Origin of the sequence: Photorhabdus caribbeanensis (assembly GCF_018448885.1) — a bacterium.
In the GTDB taxonomy this organism is placed as follows: domain Bacteria; phylum Pseudomonadota; class Gammaproteobacteria; order Enterobacterales; family Enterobacteriaceae; genus Photorhabdus; species Photorhabdus caribbeanensis.
Genome location: NZ_RCWB01000005.1, coordinates 163204 through 175645 on the forward strand (window position 1 = coordinate 163204; position 12442 = coordinate 175645).

General features: G+C 42.2%; 9 protein-coding genes. 7 read left to right on the plus strand and 2 right to left on the minus strand.

From position 1 onward, the window contains the following. Positions 1-74: 74 nt before the first annotated feature. The 6 genes from rlmKL (at position 75) to rmf (ending at position 8099) form a co-directional block, all read left to right on the plus strand. A complete protein-coding gene (gene rlmKL, locus EAE90_RS05715) occupies positions 75-2192 on the plus strand; it encodes a bifunctional 23S rRNA (guanine(2069)-N(7))-methyltransferase RlmK/23S rRNA (guanine(2445)-N(2))-methyltransferase RlmL (protein ID WP_214052675.1) in 2118 nt (705 codons plus the stop codon). A 5-nt stretch (positions 2193-2197) separates the two neighbouring features. Beyond that, on the plus strand, positions 2198-4111 hold the full coding sequence (locus tag EAE90_RS05720; RefSeq protein ID WP_214052676.1) for an ABC transporter ATP-binding protein: 1914 nt from the start codon (positions 2198-2200) through the stop codon (positions 4109-4111). Positions 4112-4196: 85 nt separating this feature from the next. Beyond that, positions 4197-5468 carry a membrane integrity-associated transporter subunit PqiA gene (gene pqiA, locus EAE90_RS05725; protein ID WP_214052677.1) on the plus strand — a complete coding sequence of 424 codons (1272 nt, stop codon included), beginning with the start codon at positions 4197-4199 and terminating at the stop codon, positions 5466-5468. Further along, on the plus strand, positions 5465-7114 hold the full coding sequence (gene pqiB, locus EAE90_RS05730; protein WP_214052678.1) for an intermembrane transport protein PqiB: 1650 nt from the start codon (positions 5465-5467) through the stop codon (positions 7112-7114). Before pqiA ends, pqiB begins: the two co-directional genes overlap by 4 nt. Further along, positions 7111-7683: a membrane integrity-associated transporter subunit PqiC gene (gene pqiC, locus EAE90_RS05735; protein WP_214052679.1), complete on the plus strand. Its 573-nt coding sequence runs from the start codon at positions 7111-7113 to the stop codon at positions 7681-7683. Before pqiB ends, pqiC begins: the two co-directional genes overlap by 4 nt. Positions 7684-7931: 248 nt before the next feature. Beyond that, positions 7932-8099 (plus strand): ribosome modulation factor, encoded by a 168-nt coding sequence (gene rmf, locus EAE90_RS05740; protein WP_011146047.1) that lies wholly within the window; start codon positions 7932-7934, stop codon positions 8097-8099. Between the two features lie 1131 nt (positions 8100-9230). Here rmf and fabA read toward each other — a convergent pair. Both fabA and EAE90_RS05750 read right to left on the minus strand, forming a co-directional pair. After that, entirely contained in the window at positions 9231-9749 is a 519-nt protein-coding gene (fabA, locus tag EAE90_RS05745; protein WP_214052680.1) for a bifunctional 3-hydroxydecanoyl-ACP dehydratase/trans-2-decenoyl-ACP isomerase, read from the minus strand. An 84-nt stretch (positions 9750-9833) separates the two neighbouring features. Next, on the minus strand, positions 9834-11564 hold the full coding sequence (locus EAE90_RS05750; protein ID WP_214052681.1) for an AAA family ATPase: 1731 nt from the start codon (positions 11562-11564) through the stop codon (positions 9834-9836). A gap of 205 nt (positions 11565-11769) precedes the next feature. Between EAE90_RS05750 and matP the strand changes: the two genes are divergently transcribed. Then, positions 11770-12225 (plus strand): macrodomain Ter protein MatP, encoded by a 456-nt coding sequence (matP, locus tag EAE90_RS05755; protein WP_214052682.1) that lies wholly within the window; start codon positions 11770-11772, stop codon positions 12223-12225. Positions 12226-12442 lie beyond the last annotated feature (217 nt).

The following is a 12442-nucleotide window of genomic DNA, read 5'->3' on the forward strand; positions in this document are numbered from 1 at the left end:
ACATGCTCAACTTTATGACATGTCACTTGGATTAGCTATAATGCGTAACAATTTTCTTTTTGGTGATATGTAACATGAACTCTCTGTTTGCCAGCACGGCGCGTGGATTAGAAGAATTATTGAAGAACGAACTGGAAATGCTGGGAGCGCAATCATGCAAAATTGTGCAAGGCGGAGTTCATTTTCAAGGTGATGGCAAGGTGATGTATAAAAGTCTGATGTGGAGCAGGCTGGCATCACGTATTTTGCTACCGCTAAACGAATTTAATGTTTATAGCGACTTAGATCTCTATCTTGGCGTTCAGTCTATCGATTGGAGCCAGATTTTCTCTGTAGACAGTACTTTCTCTGTGCATTTCAGTGGTACAAATGAAGAGATACGGAATACTCAATATGGCGCACTCAAGGTTAAAGACGCCATTGTCGATAGCTTTATTCGTAAGTTGGATCAACGCCCCAATGTGGCAAAGCAACAGCCGGATATTCGCATTAATGTTTTTTTGAATAAAGAGAAAGCCAGTGTTGCGTTGGATTTGAGTGGTGATGGTTTGCATATTCGAGGTTATCGCGATCTTGCAGGTCAAGCCCCACTGAAAGAAAATCTGGCCGCTGCGATTATTCTACGTTCAGGTTGGCGGATTGGTACTCCAATGGTCGATCCTATGTGTGGTTCCGGCACATTATTGATTGAAGCCGCAATGATGGCGGCTGATCGTGCTCCTGGGCTGCATCGTAACCACTGGGGATTTATTGCCTGGTTGCAACATGATGAAGAGATTTGGCGTGAGGTGACTACAGAAGCGCAGATCCGCTTTCGTAAAGGTCTTCAGGAGACAGCTTCTCGTTTTGTTGGTTCTGATATTGATCGCAGAGTGCTGGATATGGCTCGGTCAAATGCTCGTAGAGCAGGGGTTGCACAGTTGATAACTTTCCAGCAAGGTGATGCCAGTCGTCTGGAAAATCCGTTACCAGAAGGCCCAGTCGGAACAGTGTTAAGTAATCCACCTTATGGTGAGCGCTTGGAAAGTGAACCTGCATTGGTTGCACTACACAGTTTATTTGGGCGGATAATGAAAAGCTGTTTCCCAGGCTGGAGGCTGTCTCTATTCAGTGCATCGCCTGAGTTATTGAGCTGTTTGCAATTACGAGCTGAACGTGAATTTAAAGCTAAAAATGGTCCACTAGATTGCGTACAGAAAAATTATCAGTTGTCAGATAAACCACACTCATCAGAGATGAATGTGGCGGAAGATTACGCCAATCGTCTGCGCAAAAATGAAAAGAAATTAACTCACTGGGCGAAACAGCAAGGGATTGATTGTTATCGTCTGTATGATGCTGATTTGCCAGAATACAATGTGGCTGTTGACCGTTATGCGGATAAAGTGGTGATTCAGGAATATGCTCCGCCGAAAAGTGTTGATGCTAATAAAGCGCGTCAGCGTTTATTCGATGCTATTAGTGCAACGATGCAAGTTCTTGGGCTCTCATCAAATCAGCTAGTACTTAAAACTCGCCAGCGTCAGAAAGGTAAAAACCAGTATGAAAGAATGGCAGAAAAACGGGAATTCTTTCTGGTAAATGAGTATGACGCAAAATTTTGGGTTAATTTAACTGACTATTTGGACACTGGCTTATTCCTTGATCATCGTATTGCCCGGAAAATGTTAGGTGAAATGAGTGAAGGAAAAGATTTTCTGAACCTGTTTGCTTATACCGGCTCGGCGACAGTACATGCTGGATTAGGAGGCGCGCGTTCAACAACGACAGTTGATATGTCTCGCACTTACCTTGAATGGGCTGAGCGGAACTTACAGGCTAATGGATTAACAGGGCGTCAGCATCGGTTGATTCAGGCAGATTGTCTCGCTTGGTTGGCTCGGGCCAATGAACAGTTTGATTTGATTTTTATTGATCCGCCAACTTTCTCCAATTCTAAACGAATGGAAGATGCATTTGATGTACAACGCGATCATATCATATTGATGAAACAGCTTAAGCGCTTGTTGCGTCGTGGGGGAACACTGATGTTCTCCAATAATAAACGAGGTTTTAAAATGGATTTTGTTGAGCTGGAAAAAGTTGGCTTGGTGGCAGAAGAGATCACCAGTAAAACCCAGTCGCAGGATTTTGCCCGTAACCGTCAGATTCACAATTGCTGGCTATTACGCCATGCTGGTGAGGAAAAATAATTACTATGTCGTTGATCAATTTATCTGGTGCGTGGTTGGCGTTCAGTGATGCGCCATTACTTGATAATGCAGAATTGCATATAGAAGAAAATGAAAGGGTTTGTCTGGTTGGTCGTAACGGTGCTGGAAAATCGACTTTGTTACGGGTATTGGCAAAAGAGCAGCCGTTGGATGATGGTCAAGTTATTTACGAACAGGATCTGATTGTTTCTCGTTTACAACAGGACCCTCCTCGCGATGTGGAAGGGACGGTCTTTGATTTTGTTGCTGAAGGTGTTCAGGAGCAGGCCGAATATATTAAATCTTTTCATCAGGTTTCCCGTCTGGTGGAGCAAGAACCGAATCAGAAAAACCTCAACCGCTTGGCAGAATTGCAGGAAGTGCTGGATATCCGCGGGCTATGGTCACTGGATAGCCGGATTAATGACGTATTGAAACAGCTCTCTTTACCTGCGGAAGCGAAGCTCTCTTCTCTTTCAGGTGGTTGGTTGCGTAAGGCGGCATTGGGGAGGGCGTTGGTTAGTTCACCAAAAGTCTTGCTGCTTGATGAACCAACTAACCACCTGGATATCGATACGATTGAATGGCTGGAAAATTTCCTGAAAGATTTTCAGGGTAGTCTGGTTTTCATTTCCCATGACCGTTCATTTATTCGCAATATGGCAACCCGTATTGTCGATTTAGATCGCGGCAAGTTAGTGTCGTGGCCGGGTAATTACGATAAGTTTCTTGAAGGTAAAGAAGAAGCATTGCGTGTGGAAGAGATGCAAAATGCTGAATTCGATCGTAAGTTGGCTCAGGAAGAAGTGTGGATACGTCAGGGGATTAAAGCGCGTCGTACTCGTAATGAAGGGCGCGTCAGGGCATTGAAAGCATTACGTATTGAGCGTTCACAACGTCGTGAAGTAATGGGAACCGCTAAAATACAGATGGAAGAAGCGAGTCGTTCCGGCAAAATTGTCTTTGAGCTGGAAAATGTTAACTACCAAATTGGTGAAAAGAAACTGGTCAATAATTTCAGTGCGCAAATTCAGCGTGGGGATAAAATTGCACTGGTGGGGCCAAATGGTTGTGGCAAAACAACTTTACTGAAACTGATGTTAGGTGAGCTGCAATCTGGTAGTGGCCGTGTTCATTGTGGCACTAAACTAGAAATTGCTTATTTTGATCAGCATCGGATAGCACTTGATCCTGAAAGAACTGTAATGGATAACCTGGCTGAAGGTAAACAGGAAGTGATGGTGAATGGTCGTCCTCGTCATGTTTTGGGTTATTTGCAGGACTTTCTGTTTCATCCAAAACGGGCAATGACACCGGTTAAAGCGCTTTCTGGTGGTGAAAGGAACCGGTTGTTGCTGGCGCGTCTGTTCCTAAAACCCAGTAATTTGTTGGTGCTTGATGAGCCAACCAACGATCTGGATGTGGAAACATTAGAGTTGCTGGAGGAGCTGGTAGACAATTATACAGGTACTGTATTGCTGGTCAGTCATGATCGTCAATTTGTTGATAACTCCGTGACTGAATGTTGGATTTTCGAAGGTAATGGTGTGATCAATAATTATGTTGGCGGTTATTACGATGCTCAACAACAGCGTGAACAAACTATATCGTTGCGCCAGCAAAATGAGAAAAAACCGCAAACGGAAATTAAAGTAGAAAAGGTTAAAGAGTCGCCAAAAAATTCTCGTAACAAAATGAGTTACCATTTATTACGAGAATTAGAGCAATTACCATCATTGCTGGAGAAACTAGAAGAAGAGCTTGAGCAGTTACAATCTCAAGTGAGTGATCCTGAATTTTTTAGTCAGCCTCATGTAGTAACCCAAAAAATACTGACTGAGCTGTCGGAAAAAGAGCAAGCATTAGAAGCTGCTTTTGATCGCTGGCATGAATTGGAAACATTGAAAAATAACCAATAGTTAACATAATGAGCAGAATCATACTGCGGAATTTTTCTGAGTATGATTCTGTGGATATTCCCAATTTCCTTACAGGAGAAAAACCTTGTGTTCCGGTAATCATCACCATGAAATGGTATTGTGCCCTCAATGTGATTTGCTGGTGACATTGCCAGAATGGGTTCAGGGAACGAAGGCGGTCTGTCCTCGTTGTAAGACGACATTAGTCACATGGTGGAAAGAACCTAAACATCAGCCAACAGGTTATGCTGTCAGTGCATTACTTATGCTGTTAATGGCCTGCCTGTTTCCGTTTGTTAGCATGAGCGTGGCGGGAATTGGCAGTGAAATTACCTTATCCCAAATCCCTCTGGTGATGTTTAATGAAAATTACGTCAGTGTGGGAACATTCTTTTTGCTCTGTGTTCAACTGGTGCCTGCGTTTTGTATGGTAGCGATTATTCTCTTGTGCCAGGGTGTTGTTATTTCTCAGAAGGTAAAAATCTGGTTGGCCAGGGTTTTATTTCAGATGAAAAGCTGGTGTATGGTTGAAATCTTTCTGGCAGGGGTATTCGTTAGCTTCGTTAAATTAATGGCTTATGGTGATATTGGGTTAGGTTTAAGTTTTTTGCCATATTGTCTGTTTTGTCTTCTCCAGGTGAGAGCATTTCAATGTTTGGATCGCCACTGGTTATGGAATCAGATAGCGCTCGCACCTAAGGTGAATATATCGTTACAGGCGGGAAGATCGGGGTTAGTGCAGGGGGTTCGATTATGTCAGTGTTGTACGGCTATTTTACCGGCAGACCAGTTAATATGTTCACGTTGTCATACTCGTGGACATGCCCGTCGCCGTAATAGTCTGCAATGGACAATGGCACTGATAGTGACGGCTTTAATGCTTTATATTCCTGCTAATGTCATGCCAATGATGGTGACGGAATCATTAGGTAATCAGAGTGATTCCACTATTATGGCTGGAGTGATACTACTATGGAGTGTAGGTTCATATCCGGTAGCTTTAGTCATTTTTATTGCCAGTATTATGGTGCCATCACTGAAAATGCTGGCAATTGGTTGGTTATGTTGGGATGCCAAAGGTCACGGTAAACGAGATTCCGCGCGAATGCATTTTATTTATGAAATTGTTGAATTTGTTGGCCGTTGGTCAATGATTGATGTATTTGTTATCGCAATATTGTCATCACTGGTACGTATGGGGAAATTTATGAGTGTCTACCCCGCAATGGGGGCAGTTATTTTTGCTTTAGTTGTGATCCTGACCATGTTTGCGGCAATGACATTTGATCCGCGTTTAATTTGGGATAGAACCAACATTAAACATTCGTTATATGGCAATGAAGGAGTGTCAAGATGACGGATAAAGTTGAAGACCAGAGTCAGGCTAAAATCGATAAAATTAAAAGTTGGTCGCCAGTCTGGATTGTACCGATTGTCACTGTGCTTATTGGCGCCTGGATATTGTTTTACCATTTCAACCACCAAGGGCCGGAAGTAACGTTGATTACCTCCAACGCGGAGGGCATTGAAGCCGGAAAAACTAAAATTAAAAGCCGTAGTGTGGATGTCGGCGTGGTTGAGAAGGTCATGCTGAGTGATAATCTCAGTCGAGTTATTATTAAGGCCCGGCTAAATGATGGCATGGAAAATCTATTACGTAGTGATAGTGCTTTTTGGGTAGTGAAACCGCAGATTGGTCGTGATGGAATATCTGGCCTTGGTACTCTTCTGTCCGGGGCTTTTATTGAACTTCAACCGGGAACGAATGGGGATGAAGAAGATAAATTTAATTTGTTGGATTCACCACCATTGGCTTCACCTGATGCGAAAGGTATCCGCGTTATCCTAATCAGTGATAAAGCTGGTCAGCTTAATCCGGGCGATCCAGTATTGTTTCGTGGTTATCGGGTTGGTTCTGTTGAAACCAGCGAGTTTGAACCGAAATCGCATCTGATGAGATATCAGCTATTTATTAATGCGCCTTATGATGGTTTGCTGACAACCAATGTCCGTTTTTGGAAAGAGAGTGGTATTACCCTTGATATGTCTTCCCAAGGGGTGCGTGTTGAAATGGCTTCTTTATCAACGCTATTTGGTGGTGGTGTCAGCTTTGATGTACCTAAAGGTTGGGAATTGGGTGAGTCAATTAAGGAAAAAGCTACTTACAAACTTTTTGATAACCAAAGAAGCATTCAAGATTCTTTATATACCGAACATAAAGATTATCTGTTGCTCTTCTCTGATTCTGTCCGAGGATTACAGCCGGGCGCGCCGGTGGAGTTCCGTGGTATCCGTATGGGAACAGTGGCGAAAGTGCCGTTCTATTCCGAGGGAATGAGACAGCGGTTGGATAACGATTTTCGTATTCCAGTGCTTATCTCCATTGAGCCGGAGCGCTTTGAGAAGGAGTTGGGGGAAGGGTTTGATGTTGAGAAGGAGCTGAATAGCATAACCAAACGTGGTCTGCGGGCGTCTCTCAAGTCAGGTAATTTGCTAACGGGGGCGCTGTTTATTGATTTGGATTTTTATCCAAATGAAAAAGAGTGGGCTGGCCCGTATGAAATTGCAGGCTATCCGCTATTGCCAACAATCAGTGGCGGCCTTGCTCAAATTCAACATAAGGTTATTGCTGCGTTAGACAAAATTAATAATATGCCGGTTGAGCCAATGTTTAATCAGGCTATTCGCACTTTGGAAGAGAGTCAGAAAGCGATCAGAAAAGCACAGCAGACTCTTGATGAATTGAATAAAGTGCTGGCAAATCCTGAAACTAAAGATCTGCCGAAAGATATACAGAAAACATTGCAGGAGTTTAATCGCAGTATGCAAGGCTTCCAGCCTGGTTCACCGGCTTATAACAAGATGTTGGATAATATGCAGCGGTTAGATCAAGTGTTGAGTGAGCTGCGGCCTGTGCTGAGAACGCTGAATAATAAGAGCAATGCGTTAGTTTTTGAGGCTAAGCCAATTGAAGATCCAGAACCGAAAAAGGCTAAAAAATGATGAGAAGACTGGCATTAATTTTAGTGATTTTTATTTCTGCTTGTAGCCGTCAGCCAGAAAAAACTTATTATCAATTACCGGTAGTCACAATAGCATCACAAAAGAGTGCTATTGTGCAGCATGATCGCCAATTATGGGTACAACGGGTTATGTTGTCCGATTACCTGTCATCTCCCGGTGTGGTATATCAAAGTAGTGATGTTAGTTATATCAGTGCGGCGAATCACTTGTGGGCAAGTCCACTTGAACAGCAGTTACAGCAAGTGTTGGTAGCAGAATTAACCATAGCGCTGCCACAGCGTTTAGTGTCGGCCCAACCATTGGTTAATAAACCAGATACTTTGGATGTAACAGTAACCAGCTTTCATGGTCGTTATGATGGTAAGGTGATTTTGCAAGGTTACTGGACATTAACTTGTCAGGGGAGTGAGACGAGTGTCGTTAAACAGCCCTTTAGTATAGAACTAAAACAAGAAGAGGATGGTTATGATGATTTAGTTCGCACATTGGCAAAAGGATGGAGTCAGTTGGCGAAAGCTATTGCCAATCAATTAATGTCCCAATCGTAACCCTCAGCCATTCTCCGGGTGTAAGACCTTTACGCTCGGAGAAAATTGGTATTATCAGCATGATAAAAATTTCTCTTTATTATTAATGCCTTATTGATTTTCTCTGTACTAATATAACAAATATTACATTAATATGAATTTCTTGACTTGATTTTCGAAATTTATAGGGGTATTTCTAAATTGTGGTTGGATAAATGATGACCACTGTTTTCTTTCTACTGATCTAGCTTAATGAGGTAAATAAAAGCATGAAGAGACAGAAACGAGATCGTTTAGCACGTGCGTTATCGAGAGGGTACCACGCAGGTATTTTGGGGCGTCCAAGGGAGCATTGTCCCTATTATTCATTAGATGCTCGTTCTCATTGGTTAGGCGGGTGGCGTCAGGCTATGGAAGACAGGGCGATGATGGCTTAGTCTGCCAAGCTGATGTATAGGTTAGGTGAGAAAAAACCTCCATTCCTTAATCAACGTGTATATATCCCAAATTTAATCTGACAGTGACTGATTGCTTATACAGATATCTGTCAGATTGAATTCTATTAGTAGATTTGTTTAACCTATTTAAAACATCATACGACGGATATGTTGATGCATTGAGTGTAGTAAATAGGGTACGTATAGAAGTTAATGTGAATAATGTGCTGGTTTCCTATTTCTTTGTATTGTTCTTTTTGGGATTCCGTTTGCGAAATTTGATGAGATAGAATTCATGGCCGCCAGCTCATACATCCTATTTAACCTCCAATATGGCTGATATTGCGGCCATCAAGTAATTTATCTACTAATGCGAAGGATAATTGCAGTAAGCAGGGTTTGATAAACATTTGTGACGTAATTGAACCTTATAGAGAGGGCTATATTCCGCATCCCCCTGGACTGCTATGGCTACATTTTCATGACTTGAATAGGCGGTTTGAAGCATTGATAAAAGTATCGACCCGGCACTATAAGTACATACCCACCGAAATCCTTGGGCGCGAGTAGGAGTGACTATTTTTCCAAGGCAATCGCCATTAGTGTTAGATGCTTGTAGCATCTCAATGGTACCTTCAATCTTATTTAGCGCTATGGCAGTTGGTGTAACAGTTAATGCTACGATTATGAGCAGTATTTTTCTGATGTTCATACAAATTACCCTTGGTTGTGTTTATCAATAATAATCAAAAATATTAAGCTTTATTAATGTTAAACCTGATATCAGTATGCTTTTATGAGCTTATTTGATATGTCAGGTTAATTTGAGCATAGCACAATTTGTCAATTGCATGCTAATTAGCCAGCAATAAACTAAATGCTTATATTGCAAGCCATTCAGATGTGGTTTCATGTTATTATTGATCGAGGTAGGTTAGAGTTTGATTTTGAATCTCATACTCTAAGATATAACCGAAATTGTCTTTGAAGGACAAAAACAATATCAAGTATTTTTTCAAGCAAATATTTTTTTCAAATAGTATGCTGTTTGCTTGGTGGTGTGCTTTTAGTGAAAAAGGTGAAAAGCAATTAGCCAGTCACCTTCCTTTTCGATATGTTACTGATTATTGATTAGAAAGAGCTGGTATCTTTAAACAAGCCCACTTTCAAATCCGTTGCTGTATAGATGACTTTACCATCTACTAACACTTCACCGTCAGCCAGCCCCATAATCAATTTACGGTTAATAACGCGTTTAAAGTTGATACGGTAAATGACTTTTTTCGCTGTTGGTAATACTTGGCCGGTGAACTTAACTTCGCCAACGCCAAGGGCACGGCCTTTTCCTTCACCGCCTAACCAGCCAAGGAAGAATCCAACCAATTGCCACATGGCATCAAGGCCAAGGCAGCCAGGCATTACCGGGTCATTAATAAAATGGCAGTCGAAAAACCATAAATCAGGGGTAATATCCAGCTCGGCTTCTATGTAACCTTTATCGTAGGTACCACCGTTTTCTGTCATTTCAATGATGCGATCCATCATTAGCATATTACCAGATGGTAATGGTGGCCCATTTTCTCCGAACAGCTCACTACGTCCAGATGCGACAAGATCTTCTTTTGTGTAGGATTTACGTTTATCAACCATAATTATCAGATAGCCTTATATTTAATGTAGGGTAAATAATAGAGTACACTTGTACGCTGAACAACTCCGATCAGACATTCTGAATTAACCCAACCAGCGAAGAAACCACGGGAATTTAGGTCGTTCCTGATTATTCGCCTGTGTTATACGTTCTTGTATCATAGCTAACAAGTGTGTTTCTTGTTGATCATAATAAGGGATACCTGTTAATAAAGGCAGCGCTTCAGAAACATGTTTTACTGACCATAAATGGAATTTTTGCTCTTTTACCGCATCTACAACGGCTTGGTTAAGACATAAATGACGGACGTTCGCTGCTGGTAGGATAACCCCCTGTTGGCCAGTGAGTCCTCTGCGATAGCATACTTCAAAGAAACCTTCGATTTTTTCGTTAATACCACCGATGGGTTGAACGTAACCAAATTGATCTACTGCGCCTGTGACCGCCAGTTGCTGATCTATGGGTTGCAGGGAAAGCGCACTAATCAGTGCGCATAATTCAGCAAGAGAAGCGCTGTCGCCGTCAACTTCACCATAAGACTGTTCAAATGCAATAGATGCAGAGAAAGGCTGCGGTTGATCCAACTTTAGCTCGGAAATCAAAAAGGCTTGCATAATCATCATGCCTTTCGCATGGATATTGCCACCTAACTCGACTTTGCGTTCAACATCAATAAATTCCCCATCTCCCATATGAGCCACGCAAGTGATACGGGATGGTTCTCCTACTGAATCAGGATGGCCGGGGTACTCCAGCACAGATAATCCATTAATTTGGCCGATGACCATGCCTTGGGTGTTGATAAGAATTTGGCCTTGATGAATTTCCTCTAAACCGCGTTCTGGCAGATAGTTGTGACGCCAGCGGCGATTTTCCTCTGCTTGTTTAATGGATTGAGCTGTAATCTGATTTTCTTGCTGATAGAGTGCAGCGGTAGTGAGCTGCTGTTGCAGCCAAAGCATATCCAAAGGCAGGCGGTATTGATCTTCTACATGACGAGTTGCTTGTTGGACCAGCGCAGGCCAGGCATTATGATTCAGTGGAGGCAATTGCCATTGTTGAATAAGCCCATTGATATAATTGCACCACAGGCTTAAATCCTGCTCATTATGGAATGGCATATCCAGATCAAACTCACCATACAGAGCGCTTTTTGCTAATTCAGGTTCTGTTGCCTGAAACTCTTCAAGGTTTAGACGATCTCCAACCAGAATCAGACGTAGCTTTAATGGCATTGAGGGGATAGGCAATGGTAACGGTTTGCTGCTATCTGGAGACAACCATTCAAAGCGTTGCTGAATAATCATCTGTTTCAGGCGAACCCACATTAATGGCTGAGAAAGTAGGGTACGTAATGGCAGAATAAGAACACCGCCATTTACCTGATGAATCAGACCGGGTTGTAAGTGAATTTCTCCATTGTGAGAATGGAAGCTGCCAAATAATTGCTCTGCTTCTATCCATTCACGATAAGCGACACGTAACTCAGGTGTGAAATGGCCCTCTGTTGATGGTTGCCAGCTAATTTTCTGTTGCTGGATGTGATAATTGCCGCCAATTTGGGGAAGTTCTTTGGTGAGCAATGGATGGATAGACTCAGCTAACGCTGATAAATAAACATCACATTCTTCAGCTTTCAATAGCATAAAAGGCTGGCGGAAATCCATCCGGCAAAAAAGCTGCAAGCCACTATGTAGCCGTGATTGAACGGCTTCCATACTGGCAGGTGCCTGTTGGGAAGCAGAATGAAAAAGCGCATCATAAGGCGCGCAATTCGGCAGTAATGCCTGCCAGTCTAGTTTGTTAGTGGTCAAAATGATCGCTATATATTGTAAAGTAGGAAAGTGCCGATTATACAAGATTAAGATATAAACCAACATGCTTGAATGTTTGCTATGGTAGACACTTATGTAAAACATAATTTGATCAAAAAGCAGATATTAATCAGTTTGGCTATAAGCAATTTACTGAAATAGTTGTTATGCTTATTTTTAGTTACGCTGTCACTGAGAAAGTAAAATGAAATATCAACAACTGGAAAATTTGGAATGTGGCTGGAAGTGGGCTTATCTGATGAAAAAACATCAAGAAGGCGAGCTAATTACTAAATATATTGAAAACAGCGCGGCTCATGCAGCAGTTGATAAACTCATTGAACTTGAGAGTGAACCGGTAAAGGTACTGAAATGGATTGAGCAGCATATGAATCCTGATTTATCTAACCGGATGAAACAAACTATCCGCGCTCGGCGTAAACGGCATTTTAATGCGGAACATCAGCATACTCGTAAGAAATCCATCGATTTAGATTTTCCCGTGTGGCATCGCTTATCTGCACTTTCTCAGCGACGGGGTAATACGCTGTCCGAAACTATCATTCAGTTAATTGAAGATGCTGAGCGGGAAGAAAAATATGCCAACCAGATGTCTAGCTTGAAACACGACTTGGAAGCTATTCTGGGTAGGAAAGAGTAATTTCAGTTGTTATATACCCTATGGATTTCAAGATGCATCGCGACGGCAAGGGAGCGAATCCCCGGGAGCATAGAGAACTATGTGACCGGGGTGAGTGAGCGCAGCCAACAAAGAGGCAACTTGAAAGATGACGGGTATAGATTGGTATCGCAACAAGCCTCTTAATAGGTTTGGTATAAAATTTCAGTGTAAGTAAAAGAAAACCCCATTTAGCAAT

Coding starts and splice junctions, on each gene's coding strand:
- rlmKL (WP_214052675.1), top strand. CDS start 75: ATGAACTCTCTGTTTGCCAGCACGGCGCGTGGATTAGAAGAATTATTG.
- EAE90_RS05720 (WP_214052676.1), top strand. CDS start 2,198: ATGTCGTTGATCAATTTATCTGGTGCGTGGTTGGCGTTCAGTGATGCG.
- pqiB (WP_214052678.1), top strand. CDS start 5,465: ATGACGGATAAAGTTGAAGACCAGAGTCAGGCTAAAATCGATAAAATT.
- pqiC (WP_214052679.1), top strand. CDS start 7,111: ATGATGAGAAGACTGGCATTAATTTTAGTGATTTTTATTTCTGCTTGT.
- rmf (WP_011146047.1), top strand. CDS start 7,932: ATGAAGAGACAGAAACGAGATCGTTTAGCACGTGCGTTATCGAGAGGG.
- fabA (WP_214052680.1), bottom strand. CDS start 9,749: ATGGTTGATAAACGTAAATCCTACACAAAAGAAGATCTTGTCGCATCT.
- matP (WP_214052682.1), top strand. CDS start 11,770: ATGAAATATCAACAACTGGAAAATTTGGAATGTGGCTGGAAGTGGGCT.